We start from the raw sequence: 14,906 nt of genomic DNA on the forward strand, positions 1-14,906 counted from the left end.
GCGCGGCCGAGGCCGCGCCCTTTCTTTTCAGTCCGTGATCTTGGCAGACAGGCAGCGCTGACCGGGAGTAAAGTCCGCCCTATATGCGTCGAGGGGAGGACATGACTGTGGCCGATTACCATCTGGAAGCGAGCTGGCGCCCGGTCGAGGGAAGTTTCGGGCGCCTCAGCTTCACCCTCTTCAATCTTTCCGCCAAACCGCTCTCCGGCTTTACGCTTGCCTATACGTCTCTCACCCGCGTGGCGGACGAGCATGTGGCGGAAGGGGCCGTGCTCAAGCGGCGCGTTGCGAATTTTCACGAATATTCTCCGCCCGAAGGGCTCGTCGTCAAACCGGGCGGCAGCTGGCGGTTCACCGTGGAGGGGCTGACGCATTGTCCCAAGCATGTCACGGACGGCATCAAGTCTGCCTATCTCACGCTCGCAGACGGCCGGCATGTGCCCGTCGGCTTCGGCGATCTGATGCTTGACGGGGCGCAGCGTCGCGAACCGCCGGAACTGCTGCCGAAGGGCGAGGTAAGCGAGCCGTTTTCGCTGCTGCCCTGGCCGTTGCACCTGTCGTTGCGGCCGGGCGACGTGCCGCCCGTCGCCCTTTATCCGGCAACGGGCTCGAGCGCCAAGAATATCAGGGCGGTGGCGAAAGTGCTCGCACTCTACCAGCGGCTCTTTCCGGCCGACAACGCGCCCTTCGCCCTGCAGCCGGTCGAGGGAGGCAGGCAGATCCGCTTCAAGGGGGAATCCTCGATCATGGAGGCCGCCTACGAGCTGCGTTTTACGGCGCAGGAGATCATTCTCGGTACCGACGATGCGGCCGGCCTGCTTTACGGCCTGATCAGTCTCGCACAGATGCTGCATGGCGCGCGCCACGATCCGGAAACCTTCCAGTTTCCCGTCTTCGGCACCATCGCCGACCAACCGCGCTACCAATGGCGCGGCTGTCATCTCGATGTCAGCCGGCAGTTCTATCCGGTCGCAGACGTCAAACGGCTGATCGATATCCTTGCCTGGAACAAGCTCAATATTTTCCACTGGCACCTGACCGACGACGAGGCCTGGCGGCTGGAGATCAAGGCCTATCCCGAGCTGACTGAGATCGGCGCGAAGCGCGGACCTGACGAAGTGCAGTTGCCGCAGCTCGGCGACGGCGCGGAACCTCGCTCAGGATTTTACAGCCAGGACGATGTCCGCGAGATCGTTTCCCATGCGGGCGTGCTGCGTGTCGAAGTCGTGCCGGAGGTCGATATACCGGGACACAGCACCGCAGCCCTTCTCTCCCTGCCTCAGCTCGTCGACGAACAGGAGGTGCCGGACGGCTATCGCTCCGTGCAGGGCTATGCCAACAATGCGCTCAACCCGGCGGTCGAATTCACCTACGAATTCCTCGGCAAAGTGTTCGACGAAATGCTCCGGCTCTTTCCGTCCGACTATGTTCATATCGGCGGGGATGAGGTGCCGCATGGCTCCTGGCTTGCCTCGCCGCTCTGCAAAGCGCTGATGGAGCGCGAAAAACTCGCCGGCACGGCCGAGCTGCAATCCTATTTTCTCCGGCGGATCAAGGCGATGCTGACCGAGCGCGGCAAGAAACTTGTCGGCTGGAACGAGGTCGCGCACGGTGGGGGCGTCGATCGCGACGGTACGCTGCTGATGGCCTGGGAGAGGCCGGAGATCGGCACTGAGCTTGCGGCCGACGGCTATGATATCGTCATGACGCCGGGGCAGGCCTATTATCTCGACATGGCCCAGGCCGAAGGCTGGGCAGAGCCGGGCGCCAGCTGGGCCGGGTTTACGCCGCCCGAAAAGACCTATGCCTATGAGGCCGAAGGCGACCTGCCGGAGGAGCTGCGGGAGCGGATGCGCGGAATCCAGGCCTGCATCTGGGGCGAAAACTTCGTCTCGCGGGCCTATTTCAACCGGCTGGTCTTCCCCAGGTTGCCGGCCGTCGCGGAAGCGGCCTGGACACCCTTGTCGAGGAAGGACTGGCTGCGATTTGCCGCGATCGTGCGGATGTGGCCGATGCTTTAAGCACCCGGTTCACGCAGCCTCGGCCTTCAGGCCCAGAAGTGCGGCGCCGATCAGGCCCGGCTCGATCCGGCATTCGCTGCGCACGACCAGGGGACGGTCGAATTTCCGCAGGATGCGGGCGCGCACTGCCTGATCGAGTTCGGCCAGAAGCGGTTCCACATTCGAGAGGCCGCCGCCGACCGGCACGATGGTCGCGCCGGTGATGTTGATGGCGAGGGCGAGAGGCGAGGCGACGAGATCGACATAGACGTCGATGGTGCGGGTGGCCCTTTCCTCGCCGCGCTGCCAGTCCGCGATGATCTCCTCGCTGGAGAAGTCGAGATCGTGCAGTGTCTTGTGCAGGCGTTCCAGGCCGCGGGCGCCGCCGACGGTATCGACGCAGCCCTTCTGGCCGCAGCCGCAGGCATAGGCGGGGATGGCGACCGGCGGCGTGCCGGCCTGCGACGCGATGATCGGGCCGTGCCCCCATTCGCCGGCAAAGCCGCCCGAAGCATTGACAAGGCGACCGTCCGAGACGACGCCGCCGCCGACGCCGGTGCCGAGAATGGCGCCGAAGACGATGCGATGGCCGCGGCCGGCACCGAGTTCGGCCTCCGCCATGGCGAAACAGTCGGCATCGTTGGCAATCAGCACGGGCAGGCCGAGTTCGGCCTCCAGGTCGGCGGCGAGATTGCGGTCGTGGATGCAGGGAATATTGGCGACGATGAGGCGCTGCGTGTCCGGATCGACGACGCCGGCAATCGACAAGGCGATGCGCGAGGGCCGTTCGCCGGTTTCGGCAATGAAGCTCTTCAGCGTTTCGACGAAGGCCGGAAAATCGTCCTTCGGGGTCGGGCGGCGGCCGAGCGGAGCGATGTCGGTCTCCGAACGTGCAATTCCGCCCTTGATGGCGGAGCCTCCGATATCGAACGAAATAATCATCTGATGTCTGCCAATTGTCTGTGTCTGGCGTCTGCTCGCACTCTTGGCGGGGAATTACAAGGATTATTCGATAAATGAACTAAGCCTGCACTTTATGAGGTGATAATTTCATCCGCCAAGGTCATGCTATTGGCATATTGCATGGGCAAGCTCTTCGACATCCACCTTCCGACGCCGGATTCATGACAATCGAAAATACCGAGACTCGCAGAACCACCGCTCGCAGGCCGCGCCCGAAGGGCCGGCGCCTGTCCTCCATTCTGCGGCAGATGGCGGCAGACCGAAGCCGCGAACGCGTGTCGATCGGCGACCTGTTCCAGACCATGGGCGACCGGGCGATCGGCGCGCTGATGCTGATCTTCGCGCTGCCGAACGCTTTTCCGACACCGCCCGGCACGTCCTCGCTGCTTGGCGCGCCGCTGATCTTCCTCGCCGCGCAGCTGACCTTCGGCCTGAAGCCGTGGCTGCCGAAGGCGATCGCGGCGCGCTCCATGCGGCGGGAGGATTTCGAGACGATCGTCGGGCGCATCCATCCCTGGCTCGCCTGGGCAGAGCGCATGCTGCAGCCGCGACTGGGCATTTTCGTCGAGCCGCCGGCGGAATACCTGGCGGGTTTGTGCTGTCTTGTGCTGGCGGTCGTTCTCGTGCTGCCGGTGCCGCTCGGCAATATCCTGCCGGCGATTGCGATTTCGCTCTTTGCCTTCGCGATCCTCGGACGGGACGGGCTGTTTTCGCTTCTCGGTTTCTCCATGACCGCCGTCTCGCTCACGGTGGCGGCCGGGGTGATTTACGGTCTCGTCAAGGCGGGCATTTACATCGTCATGCAGTGGTTTGGATAGGAAAGCGACTGCTCACTTTTTCAACGCCCTCGACATTTGCCCGATTTTTGTTTTGATCTGGCGCCAGATGGACTCAAGAAATCAAGCGGCGGCGATAGATGGTAAAAAGATCGGAGACTTCCGGACGGCTGGACGATGCGGCGCGCGCCGGCTGGCTCTATTATGTCGCCGGCCGCACGCAGGATGAAATCGCCTCCGCCATGGGCATTTCGCGCCAGTCGGCGCAGCGGCTCGTCTCGCTTGCCGTGGCCGAGAGGCTGATCAAGGTCAGGCTCGACCATCCGATCGCGGCCTGCCTGGAACTCGGCAACCAGCTGCGCAGGAAATTCGGCCTCAGGCATGTGGAGATCGTTCCGAGCGATCCGGGCTCGTCCTCGACGACGGTCGGAATTGCGGAAGCCGCGGCTTCCGAAATCGAGCGCTGGCTGAAACGCGCCGATCCGATCGTGCTTGCCGTCGGCACCGGGCGAACGCTGAAAGCGGCCGTCGATCAGCTGCCGGCGATCGAATGTCCGAACCACCGCATCGTCTCGCTGACGGGCAATATCGCGCCCGACGGTTCGGCCGCCTATTACAACGTCATCTTCAGCATGGCGGACGCCGTGAAGGCGCGGCACTATCCGATGCCGCTGCCGGTTCTCGTCACCTCGTCGGAGGAGCGGGAACTCCTGCACGGACAGCAGCTGGTGCGCTCGACGCTGGCAATCAGCGCACAGGCGGACGTAACCTTTGTCGGGATCGGCGAACTCGGCATCGACGGCCCGCTCTGCGTTGATGGTTTCCTCGAAAAAGACGAGATGATGGAACTGATGCGCGCAGGGGCGGCCGGCGAGATCTGCGGCTGGATATTCGATGCCGAGGGAAAGCTGCTCGACAACCCGATCAACGAACGTGTCGCATCTGCTCCGATCCCGCCGCGCGATTCGTCCACCGTCATCGGCATCGCCAAGGGCAAGCGCAAGTTCAGGGCGATCAAGGCCGCCATTACCGGCCATCAAGTGAACGGTTTGATCACCGACGAAGAGACCGCTGAGTTTTTGCTCAGTAACTGAGCAAAAATATTTCCCTTTATAATCAATGTTATAGAGTGCCTTTTCGGCATCGCAGCAACGATTGCCGATTGACAAAATTTCGCCATTGATGAGTAATTGCCCATGAGCAAAGCGAATGCTCACTACTCATCTTCTGGGAGGAAGATATGACATTGAGAACTCTCCTGCTGGGCGCCTGCTCGGCAATGGCGTTTGCCGGCATGGCTTCGGCCGAGACGCTGACAATCGCGACCGTCAACAACGGCGACATGATCCGGATGCAGAAGCTGACGGATGACTTCAAGGCGAAGAATCCCGGCATCGACCTTGAATGGGTAACGCTCGAAGAAAACGTTCTGCGCCAGAAGGTCACGACCGATATCGCGACCAAGGGCGGCCAGTACGACGTTCTGACGATCGGCACCTACGAAGTTCCGATCTGGGCAAAGCAGGGCTGGCTGCTGCCGCTCGACAATCTCGGCGCCAGCTATGACGTGGACGATCTGCTGCCGGCCATCCGCAGCGGCATCAGCCAGGACGGCAAGCTCTATGCGGCTCCGTTCTACGGCGAAAGCTCCATGGTCATGTACCGCAAGGACCTGTTCGACGCTGCCGGCCTGAAGATGCCCGACGCGCCGACCTGGGACTTCATCGCGGATGCCGCGAAGAAGATCACCAACAAGGACAAGGAAATCTACGGCATCTGCCTGCGCGGCAAGGCCGGCTGGGGTGAAAACATGGCCTTCCTGACGGCTATGTCGAACTCCTTCGGCGCCCGCTGGTTCGACGAACAGTGGAAGCCGCAGTTCGATCAGCCCGAGTGGAAGGACACGCTGAACTTCTACGTCAACCTGATGAAGGAAGCCGGCCCCCCCGGCGCTTCCTCCAACGGCTTCAACGAAAACCTGGCGCTCTTCCAGACCGGCAAGTGCGGCATGTGGATCGACGCAACGGTTGCCGCGTCCTTTGTCAGCAACCCGAAGGAATCCACCGTGGCCGACAAGGTCGGCTTCGCGCTGGCTCCGGACAAGGGTCTCGGCAAGCGCGGCAACTGGCTCTGGGCCTGGAACCTCGCCATCCCGGCAGGCTCGCAGAAGTCTGAAGCCGCCGAGAAGTTCATCGCCTGGGCAACGAGCAAGGACTACACCAACCTCGTCGCCGAGAAGGAAGGCTGGCTGAACGCACCTCCCGGCACGCGCAGCTCGCTCTATGCGAATGCCGACTATCAGAAGGCTGCTCCGTTCGCGAAGATGACGCTCGACAGCATCAACTCCGCCGACCCGACCAAGCCGACCGTCAAGCCGGTTCCCTATGTGGGTGTCCAGTTCGTGGCGATCCCGGAATTCCAAGGCATCGGCACGGCCGTCGGCCAGCAGTTCTCCGCAGCCCTTGCCGGCCAGATCTCGGTCGACCAGGCCCTGCAGAGCGCACAGCAGCTGACCACCCGCGAAATGACCAAGGCGGGCTACATCAAGTAAAACCTCCTGAGAATGGACGGAATGCTTGACATTCCGCACCTCTGGGCCGCCGATTGCCCGAACTGCATCGGCGGCCTCTTTTTTCAAAACGTCCTGCAGCCGTTCCCGCTTCAGATCAGACCGGTGATTTGCCATGGCAACGTTACACACCCGCTCCGCAGCCCGCTTGATGATGGCACCCTCCGTGGTGCTGCTCTTTGCGTGGATGATCGTCCCGCTGGCGATGACGATTTACTTCTCCCTGCTGAACTACAATCTGCTCAGCCCGGGCATGGAGAATTTCGTCGGTCTCCTGAATTACGAATATTTCCTCACCGACCCGGCCTTCTTCGCCGCGCTCGTCAATACGCTGGTGCTGGTCGCCGGCGTGCTGCTTATCACCGTCGTCGGCGGCATTCTCTTCGCGCTCCTGCTCGATCAGCCGATCTACGGCCAGGGCATCGTGCGCATTCTGGTCATTGCGCCCTTTTTCGTCATGCCGACGGTGGCGGCCCTTGTCTGGAAGAACATGTTCATGAACCCGGTCAACGGCCTCTTCGCCTATATGGCAAAGGCCGTCGGCCTGCAGCCGATCGACTGGCTGGCGACCGTGCCGCTGTTTTCGGTCATCCTCATCGTCGCCTGGCAGTGGCTGCCGTTTGCCACGCTCATCCTGCTCACTGCGCTGCAGTCGCTTGACGAAGAGCAGAAGGAAGCCGCCGAAATGGACGGCGCCGGCGCGATCTCGAAATTCATCTATATCATCCTGCCGCACATGGCCCGCGCCATCACCGTGGTGATCCTCATCCAGACGATCTTCCTGCTGTCGGTCTTTGCCGAAATCCTCGTCACCACCAATGGTGGGCCGGGCACGCAGAGCACGAACCTCACCTACCTCGTCTATGCGCAGGCTCTGCTGCAGTTCGATATCGGCGGCGCATCGGCGGGCGGTATCGTCGCGGTCGTGCTTGCCAATATCGTTGCGATCTTCCTCGTGCGCCTCGTCGGCAAGAATCTGGAGGCTTGAGATGGCTAGAAAGGTCACTACCCAACGCAAGGTCGTGATGACCGCGATCGCCTGGGCGCTCGGCATCCTGATCTTCTTCCCGATCCTGTGGACGTTCCTGACGAGCTTCAAGTCGGAAGCCGATGCCATCGCCTCGCCGCCGCAGTTCCTGTTCTTCCACTGGACGACGGAAAACTATTCCGAAGTGCAGAGCCGGTCCGACTATCTCAGCCACTTCATGAATTCGGTGGTGATCTCCTTCGGCTCGACGCTGATCGGCCTCATCATCGCCATTCCCGCCGCCTGGGCCATGGCCTTTGCGCCGACCAAGCGGACCAAGGACGTCCTGATGTGGATGCTGTCGACGAAGATGATGCCGCCGGTCGGCGCGCTCATCCCGATCTACCTGATGTTCCGCAATTCCGGCCTGCTCGATACGCGCACCGGCCTCGTCATCGTGCTGACGCTGATCAACCTGCCGATCATCGTGTGGATGCTCTACACCTATTTCAAGGAAATTCCCGGCGAGATCCTGGAGGCCGCCCGCATGGACGGCGCCTCGCTCGTCAAGGAAATCATCTACGTGCTGACGCCGATGGCGGTGCCCGGGATTGCCTCGACGCTGCTCTTGAACATCATCCTCGCCTGGAACGAAGCTTTCTGGACGCTGAACCTGACGGCCTCCAAGGCGGCGCCGCTGACGGCCTTCATTGCCTCCTATTCGAGCCCGGAAGGCCTGTTCTACGCCAAGCTTTCGGCCGCTTCGACCATGGCGATCGCGCCGATCCTCATCCTCGGCTGGTTCAGCCAGAAACAACTTGTCCGCGGCCTGACCTTCGGCGCGGTGAAATAAGATCACAGGGAGAGAAACATGGGCAGCATTACCCTTCAGCAGGTTTCGAAGGTCTTCGGCGAAGCCAAGGTCATCCCTTCGATCGATCTCGATATCAAGGACGGCGAGTTCGTCGTCTTCGTCGGCCCGTCCGGCTGCGGCAAGTCCACGCTCTTGCGCCTGATCGCCGGCCTTGAGGATGTCTCCGGCGGCAAGATCGTCATCGACGGCAAGGATGCCACCGAAAAGGCGCCGTCCGAGCGCGGTCTGGCGATGGTGTTCCAATCCTACGCGCTCTATCCGCATATGAGCGTGCGCAACAACATCGCCTTCCCGCTGAAGATGGCGGGCATGGACAAGGCGGAGATCGACCGGAAGGTCAATGATGCGGCGCGCGTGCTGAACCTCGGCGACTATCTCGACCGCAAGCCGCGCCAACTTTCGGGCGGGCAGCGCCAGCGTGTCGCGATCGGCCGCGCGATCGTGCGCCAGCCCTCGGCCTTCCTGTTCGACGAACCCTTGTCGAACCTCGATGCGGCGCTGCGCGTCAACATGCGCATCGAGATCAGCGAGCTGCACCAGCAGCTGAAGACGACGATGATCTACGTCACCCACGACCAGGTGGAAGCCATGACCATGGCGGACAAGATCGTCGTGCTGAACAGGGGCAATATCGAGCAGGTCGGCTCGCCGCTGGAACTCTACCGCAGCCCGCGCAACCTCTTCGTCGCAGGCTTCATCGGTTCGCCGCGCATGAACTTCATCAAGGGGCAGAATGCCGCGCAGCTCAATGCGCACACGATCGGCATCCGTCCGGAACATGTGCTGCTGTCGACCGAGAGCGGCGACTGGAAGGGCAGGGTCACGGTCGCCGAGCATCTCGGCTCGGATACGTTCCTGCACGTCGATGTCGAGGGCATCGGCATGGTGACGGCGCGCAGCAACGGCGACTTCGCATCCAAGGCAGGCGACATCGTCTACCTGACGCCGGACAAGACGCGCATCCATAAATTCAACGAGGGCGGCCTGGCGATCTAAGGCGGCCGCCGGCTGGGGGCAGACATGCGGACCGGGCGATCTCGTCCGGCCCGCGCTACCGGAAGGGCCGAAAGCCCTTTCGCAAGACCTTCAAGAGGACTGAAACATGACGTGCAAACTATCGCTGGCAACGCTCGCCGAGGCGGCAAAGACCGCGGCCATTCCGGCTTACGACCGGGCGTCGCTGAAAGCCGGCATCGTGCACTTCGGCGTCGGCAATTTCCATCGCGCCCATCAGGCGATCTATCTCGACGATCTGTTCAACGCCGGCAGTGACCATGACTGGGCCATCATCGGCGCCGGCGTGCTGCCGTCCGACGCTGCGATGCGCGACAAGCTTGCCGCGCAGGATTTCCTGACGACCGTCGTCGAGCAGGACAACAACAGGACGGCGGCTCGCGTCACGGCGCCGATGATCGATATCCTGCCGGTCGGCAATGCTGATGTCATCATCGCCAAGCTTGCCGATCCCGACATCCGCATCGTCTCGATGACGATCACCGAAGGCGGCTACTTCATCGACGCTTCGGGCAAGTTCAACCCGGCGCATCCGGCGATTGCCGCCGACGGCCAGAATCCGGCTGGACCGAAGACGGTCTTCGGCCTGATCGTTGCCGGCCTCAAGGCGCGCAAGGAGAAGGGCATCGCGCCCTTCACCGTCATGTCCTGCGACAACATTCCCCACAATGGTGTGGTGACCGCGAATGCCGTCGTCGGCACGGCGAAGCTTTCCGATCCTGCCTTTGCCGACTGGATCAAGGCAAATGTCTCCTTCCCGAACGGCATGGTGGACCGCATCACGCCGGCGACCAGCCAGCGCGAGATCGATTTTCTCAAAGAGAATTTCGATATCGAGGACAATTGGCCGGTCTATTGCGAAGAGTTCAAGCAGTGGGTGCTCGAAGACAAATTCCCGATGGGGCGCCCGGCGCTCGAAAAGGTCGGCGTCACCTTCGTGCCCGATGTCACGCCCTATGAGCACATGAAGATCCGCATCCTCAATGGCGGCCATGCGGCGATCGCCTATCCGGCGGCGCTGATGGATATTCATTTCGTGCATGAGGCGATGGAAAACGATCTGATCCGCGCCTTCCTCGCCAAGCTCGAGAACGAGGAAATCATTCCGATCGTGCCGCCGGTGCCGAACACGTCGCTCGCCGACTATTTCAAGCTGATCGAGCGGCGCTTCCTCAATCCAAAGATCGCCGACACGATCCCGCGGCTGGCACAGGACGGTTCCAACCGTCAGCCGAAATTCATCCTGCCCTCGACGCTCGACAATCTCAGCCAGGGCAAGGATGTCGTCGGTCTCGCGCTCGTCTCCGCGCTCTGGTGCCGCTACTTCTTCGGCAAGAGCGACAGCGGCAAGGATATCGTCTTCAACGATGCCAGCGCCGACCGTCTGCACGCGGCAGCGGTGAAGGCCAAGGACGATCCGGCGGCGTTTCTGGTCTTCGACGATATTTTCGGCGAAGTGGCGAAATCCGAGCTTTTCCGCAAGCGTTTCGCCCATGCGCTGAAAACCCTGTGGGAAAAGGGCACCAGGGAAACCTTGCAGCTCTATCTCGACGGCAAGCTCGCAGTGTAAGAAATTCCGATGGCGGCGTTTCAGCCGCCATTCCGGCCTTGCGGACAAAGCGGGACGGTCTCGTCCGAACTGAACTCAGGTTGGGTCTTCCATGGCTGATGCTGAACCACGGCTGGTCATTTTCGATTGTGACGGCGTACTTGTCGACAGCGAGCCGATTTCGATCAGCGTTCTCGTCAGGGCGATGGCCGATCTCGGCGTGACGATCACCGAAGACGAGGCCTATGAGCGCTTCCTCGGCAAAAGCCTCGCAACGCTGATCGACATTTTGGAGACGGAGTTCAACGTGCATGCCAACGAGGAATTCCTCGAAGGCATCCGCACCAATCTCTATGCCCGTTTCCGCACCGAGCTGAAGGCGATGCCAGGCATCGGCGCGACGATCGACGCGCTCGGCGTTCCCTGTTGCGTCGCTTCGTCCAGCCAGGTCGAACGGATCAGGCTGTCGCTTTCCGTCACCGGACTTCTGCCGAAGCTGCCGAACATCTTCAGCGCCAGCATGGTCAAGCGCGGCAAACCGGCGCCCGATCTCTTTCTCTACGCGGCCGACCAGATGCATGTGGAACCGCGCGATTGCATCGTGATCGAGGACAGTCCGGCGGGTATTGCAGCGGCAAAAGCGGCGGGCATGACGGTCTTCGCCTTCACTGGCGGTTCGCACGCCAATTTCGCCGGATATCGCGAAGAACTCGACCGGCTTTCGCCGGAAGTCGTGTTTGACGCCATGCCGGAATTGATACACCTTGTCCGCAAACAAAAGCTGGACGGGACTCAGCATTGATGCGTGATCATGTGGTTGCGGTGGATGTCGGCACGAGCAGCGCACGCGCCGGCGTCTTCGATACGCATGGGCGCCTGCTTGCCAAGGCCGAACATCCGATCGTCATGAACCGGCCGCGCGAAAACCATGCCGAGCATGATTCCGAAGATATCTGGGCGGCCGTCTGCATTGCGGTGCGCGCGGCGATGGGCCAGTCCGGCATCGCTGCGGCGGCAGTGGGGGCGATCGGTTTCGACGCGACCTGTTCTCTCGTCGTGCGCGACACCGAAGGCCGGCAGATCAGCGTTTCCACTGGCGGCGAGACGCGGTTCGATACGATCGTCTGGCTCGATCATCGGGCGCTGAGGGAGGCCGATTTCTGCACGGCGACGAAACATGAGGTGCTGGAACATTCCGGCAATGTCATGTCGCCGGAAATGGAAATGCCGAAGCTGATGTGGCTGAAGAAGAACCTGCCGGCGACCTGGGAGAAGGCCGGTTATTTCTTCGACCTTGCCGACTTCCTGACCTGGAAGGCAAGCGGCTCGCTTGCCCGATCCCGCTGCACGCTGACGGCCAAATGGAACTATCTCGCGCATAAGGAGAGGGGCTGGCGGCAGGATTTCCTGCAGCAGGTCGGTCTTGAGGATCTGTTGGTGCGCGGCAGCCTGCCGGAGGAGACGGCGGCCGTCGGGGAAAGCATCGACAGGCTGACGCCGCAGGCGGCCGAAGCGCTGGGCCTGACCGCCGATTGCCACGTCTCGGCCGGGATGATCGATGCCTATGCCGGCGCGCTCGGCACGCTCAGCGGTTATGCCGGCGATCCGGCAGGGCTTGAGCAGCAGCTTGCGCTGATTGCGGGGACATCGAGCTGCATCGTCGCCTTTTCCCGTGAGCGAAAGCCGAGCCAGGGAATGTGGGGGCCATACTACGAGGCGGTTTTCCCGCAATCGTGGCTTGTCGAGGCCGGCCAATCGGCGGCCGGCGGGCTGCTCGACCATATCGTGCGCATGCACGCGGCCGGTGGCGAACCGAGCGCGGCGCAGCATCAGCGGATCGTCGCCCGTATCGCCGAACTCAGGGCGCAACAGGGGGAAGCGCTCGGTGCGCGGATCTTCGTTCTTCCGGATTTCCACGGCAACCGGTCGCCGCTGGCCGATCCGCATGCCGTCGGCGTCGTGAGCGGGCTGACGCTCGATACGTCCTTCGACGGGCTGTGCGCGCTCTACTGGCGCACTGCGGTCGGCATCGCGCTCGGCATTCGTCACATCCTCGAAAAGATGCGAGATCATGGCTATGTGCCGGATACGCTGCATGTGGCCGGCGGCCACGTGAAGAACCCCATTCTCATGGAGCTTTATTCGGATGTGACGGGTTGCAAGGTCATCGTGCCCGACATGAACGAGGCGGTCCTGCTCGGCACCGCGATCGCCGCATCGGTTGCCTGCGGTTTGCACAAGAATCTGGCGGCGGCGGGCGCAGCGATGTATCCCGGCGGCTCCGAGCGGCTTCCCGACAGGAGCAGGCAGGCGCTTTACGACCGCGACTATCGCCGCTTCCTTGCCATGTATCGCCATCGGGCCGAGCTGGAAGCGGTGGAATAGTTCAGCGGTTTGCGGTCTCGCCGAGGATCGTCGCAAATTCCACCATGCGCCGCCGGCGCTGGCTCGCCTCCTCGCCGGCGCCCAGAATGACCGCCTCGGACAGACAATCGAGCAAGGCGATCAGCGGCGGCAGATTATCGACGTCGGGCGCGCGGGCCGGCGGCAAAGGCAGGACGACGTTAGACTGTTCGGGCAGCCAGTCCGCATGCTGGGCGGAAATCAGGATCACCTTGTACCCGTAGCGGCGGGCAGTGCGCGCAAGCAGCCGCGACCTGGCGAAGCGCCGGCAATCGATGATGACGAGTACGGCGTCCTCGACGAGTGAGCGGGCGAATAGCTCAGCAAAACGGCTGCCGGCGCCGTCGATCGCGCGCACGCCGTCCCGGGCGAGCGTCAGTCGCTGACAGAAATGGTTGGAGAGGCCGGCAAGCCTGGCATGGGTGGCGACGAAGACCTCCTTGGAGGCGCCGATCATCGAGACGGCCTCGCCCCAATGCGGCTGCGCGGTCAGATGATAGATGTGGTGCAGCGCCTGTATCTGCTCGGCCACGAGAACGGCAAGCGGCTTGCCCTCCGACGCGTCCGTCTGCAGCTCCGTCATTGCGCTCTGGAACTGGACAGGCGAGGTCGTTGCCGTCTCCCGGATTTCCACCTTCACGCTGTCCAGGCCCTGGTAGCCGAGCGCCCGCAGGAAACGGCCGACCGTCATCGGCGAAAGATCAAGCCGGTCGGCAACCGATGCGGCGGTTTCGAACGGCAGATCGTTCAGATGTTCGGTGAAATATTTCGCGATGCGTCGTTCGGCCGGCGTGCCGGACTTCGCGTATTGCCTAAGCTTCTCTACAAAGTCTTCCACGTCGCAGCCTCCCCCATTTCCTCAGAGGCCTTCCGTGGATTCCTGTGGAGCCGAATCCCTGTTTTTTAATATTGTCCGGAAGCTCTTCTTAGGCCCATACGTATTTCCAACATCACGAACTATATATTAGCATGTAATTTTCGACAAGTTTTCTATTCAAGCATGTAATTTTCAACCGACTTGCCGGAGGACGGCGGGCTACCTACATCACGCCGCGTAACGGAGACGCCATAGAATGATCCTTGACGCCGCTCGACTTTCGCTTGCCAATCTGTTCGCGCCGGAGACCCGCTCGGCCTTCTGGAAAGTTCTGGGGCTGACGCTGCTGGTGCTGATCGGCTTATGGTTCGCGCTGCGCGGCCTGTTCATCAGTTTCGTGTTTCCCTGGGTGGCCGGGTTCTTTCCCGAAATGCCCGACTGGGCCGGCTGGCTCAGTTTCGTTTTTCTTATTGCTGCCGGTATCGGCCTTGCGCTGGCGCTGGCGCTGCTGCTTTCCCCGGTCACGGCGCTGATTGCCGGCCTCTTTCTCGACGATGTCGCCGAGGTGATCGAAAAGCGGGACTATCCGCAGGACGCCGCCGGCAAGGCCATGCCGCTCGGCCCCGCCATGGCGAGCTCGATCAAGTTCCTCGGCGTCGTGATCGTCGGCAATATTGTCGCGCTCCTTCTGCTCTTCATTCCCGGCGTCAATCTCGTGGCCTTCTTCCTGGTGAACGGCTATCTGCTCGGGCGGGAATTCTTCGAGTTCGCGGCCATGCGCTTCCGTTCGCCGCCGCAGGCGCGGCTGTTTCGAGCCAAGCATGGTCCGACCGTCTTTTTTGGCGGGTTGGTAATCGCGCTTTTCCTGGCGATCCCGATCGTCAACCTGCTCACGCCGCTCTTTGCCGCAGGCATGATGGTGCATCTGCACAAGCTGATCTCGGCACGCGATCCCGAATTCCGAGCCTAGCTTT

At 62.1% G+C, this 14,906-nt stretch carries 13 protein-coding genes; 11 read left to right on the top strand and 2 right to left on the bottom strand.

Annotated elements, in window-relative coordinates:
• Window positions 1-107: 107 nt before the first annotated feature.
• Window positions 108-2,021, top strand: a complete 1,914-nt coding sequence (locus ACU8HS_RS11830; RefSeq protein WP_113412998.1) for a beta-N-acetylhexosaminidase — start codon at window positions 108-110, stop codon at window positions 2,019-2,021.
• A gap of 9 nt (window positions 2,022-2,030) precedes the next feature.
• Here ACU8HS_RS11830 and ACU8HS_RS11835 read toward each other — a convergent pair whose 3' ends face one another.
• Entirely contained in the window at window positions 2,031-2,942 is a 912-nt protein-coding gene (locus ACU8HS_RS11835; protein WP_113412849.1) for an ROK family protein, read from the bottom strand.
• Window positions 2,943-3,202: 260 nt separating this feature from the next.
• Between ACU8HS_RS11835 and ACU8HS_RS11840 the strand changes: the two genes are divergently transcribed.
• The 9 genes from ACU8HS_RS11840 to ACU8HS_RS11880 all read left to right on the top strand — a co-directional run bounded on the left by ACU8HS_RS11840 (window position 3,203) and on the right by ACU8HS_RS11880 (window position 13,097).
• Window positions 3,203-3,781, top strand: coding sequence for an exopolysaccharide biosynthesis protein (locus ACU8HS_RS11840; protein ID WP_447015901.1), 579 nt, complete (start codon window positions 3,203-3,205; stop codon window positions 3,779-3,781).
• 98 nt (window positions 3,782-3,879) lie between these two features.
• The gene (locus ACU8HS_RS11845; protein ID WP_112703792.1) at window positions 3,880-4,833 is read left to right on the top strand and encodes a sugar-binding transcriptional regulator; all 954 of its coding nucleotides are present in this window, start codon (window positions 3,880-3,882) and stop codon (window positions 4,831-4,833) included.
• 146 nt (window positions 4,834-4,979) lie between these two features.
• Window positions 4,980-6,290, top strand: a complete 1,311-nt coding sequence (locus ACU8HS_RS11850) for an ABC transporter substrate-binding protein (RefSeq protein ID WP_112563528.1) — start codon at window positions 4,980-4,982, stop codon at window positions 6,288-6,290.
• 133 nt (window positions 6,291-6,423) lie between these two features.
• Window positions 6,424-7,296, top strand: a complete 873-nt coding sequence (locus tag ACU8HS_RS11855) for a carbohydrate ABC transporter permease (RefSeq protein ID WP_112563530.1) — start codon at window positions 6,424-6,426, stop codon at window positions 7,294-7,296.
• 1 nt (window position 7,297) lies between these two features.
• Window positions 7,298-8,128, top strand: coding sequence for a carbohydrate ABC transporter permease (locus ACU8HS_RS11860; RefSeq protein WP_112563532.1), 831 nt, complete (start codon window positions 7,298-7,300; stop codon window positions 8,126-8,128).
• Between the two features lie 18 nt (window positions 8,129-8,146).
• Complete coding sequence (locus tag ACU8HS_RS11865) at window positions 8,147-9,145, top strand: ABC transporter ATP-binding protein (protein ID WP_112754813.1); 999 nt, start codon at window positions 8,147-8,149, stop codon at window positions 9,143-9,145.
• A gap of 106 nt (window positions 9,146-9,251) precedes the next feature.
• Window positions 9,252-10,733, top strand: a complete 1,482-nt coding sequence (locus ACU8HS_RS11870) for a mannitol dehydrogenase family protein (RefSeq protein ID WP_112563536.1) — start codon at window positions 9,252-9,254, stop codon at window positions 10,731-10,733.
• A 91-nt stretch (window positions 10,734-10,824) separates the two neighbouring features.
• Window positions 10,825-11,514, top strand: coding sequence for an HAD family hydrolase (locus tag ACU8HS_RS11875; protein ID WP_112563538.1), 690 nt, complete (start codon window positions 10,825-10,827; stop codon window positions 11,512-11,514).
• Window positions 11,514-13,097 (top strand): FGGY-family carbohydrate kinase, encoded by a 1,584-nt coding sequence (locus ACU8HS_RS11880; RefSeq protein ID WP_113412851.1) that lies wholly within the window; start codon window positions 11,514-11,516, stop codon window positions 13,095-13,097. Before ACU8HS_RS11875 ends, ACU8HS_RS11880 begins: the two co-directional genes overlap by 1 nt.
• Window position 13,098: 1 nt before the next feature.
• Here ACU8HS_RS11880 and ACU8HS_RS11885 read toward each other — a convergent pair whose 3' ends face one another.
• Complete coding sequence (locus ACU8HS_RS11885; protein ID WP_112563542.1) at window positions 13,099-13,953, bottom strand: MurR/RpiR family transcriptional regulator; 855 nt, start codon at window positions 13,951-13,953, stop codon at window positions 13,099-13,101.
• Between the two features lie 235 nt (window positions 13,954-14,188).
• Here ACU8HS_RS11885 and ACU8HS_RS11890 point away from each other — a divergent pair, with 235 nt between their 5' ends.
• The gene (locus ACU8HS_RS11890) at window positions 14,189-14,902 is read left to right on the top strand and encodes a sulfate transporter family protein (protein WP_113412852.1); all 714 of its coding nucleotides are present in this window, start codon (window positions 14,189-14,191) and stop codon (window positions 14,900-14,902) included.
• Window positions 14,903-14,906 lie beyond the last annotated feature (4 nt).

Source organism: Rhizobium sp. KDH_Rht_773_N (assembly GCF_052946295.1).

Bases quoted from the DNA above. Each gene is read 5' to 3' on its own strand.
- ACU8HS_RS11835 (WP_113412849.1), bottom strand. From the start codon at position 2,942: ATGATTATTTCGTTCGATATCGGAGGCTCCGCCATCAAGGGCGGAATT.
- ACU8HS_RS11845 (WP_112703792.1), top strand. From the start codon at position 3,880: ATGGTAAAAAGATCGGAGACTTCCGGACGGCTGGACGATGCGGCGCGC.
- ACU8HS_RS11850 (WP_112563528.1), top strand. From the start codon at position 4,980: ATGACATTGAGAACTCTCCTGCTGGGCGCCTGCTCGGCAATGGCGTTT.
- ACU8HS_RS11855 (WP_112563530.1), top strand. From the start codon at position 6,424: ATGGCAACGTTACACACCCGCTCCGCAGCCCGCTTGATGATGGCACCC.
- ACU8HS_RS11860 (WP_112563532.1), top strand. From the start codon at position 7,298: ATGGCTAGAAAGGTCACTACCCAACGCAAGGTCGTGATGACCGCGATC.
- ACU8HS_RS11865 (WP_112754813.1), top strand. From the start codon at position 8,147: ATGGGCAGCATTACCCTTCAGCAGGTTTCGAAGGTCTTCGGCGAAGCC.
- ACU8HS_RS11870 (WP_112563536.1), top strand. From the start codon at position 9,252: ATGACGTGCAAACTATCGCTGGCAACGCTCGCCGAGGCGGCAAAGACC.
- ACU8HS_RS11875 (WP_112563538.1), top strand. From the start codon at position 10,825: ATGGCTGATGCTGAACCACGGCTGGTCATTTTCGATTGTGACGGCGTA.
- ACU8HS_RS11880 (WP_113412851.1), top strand. From the start codon at position 11,514: ATGCGTGATCATGTGGTTGCGGTGGATGTCGGCACGAGCAGCGCACGC.
- ACU8HS_RS11890 (WP_113412852.1), top strand. From the start codon at position 14,189: ATGATCCTTGACGCCGCTCGACTTTCGCTTGCCAATCTGTTCGCGCCG.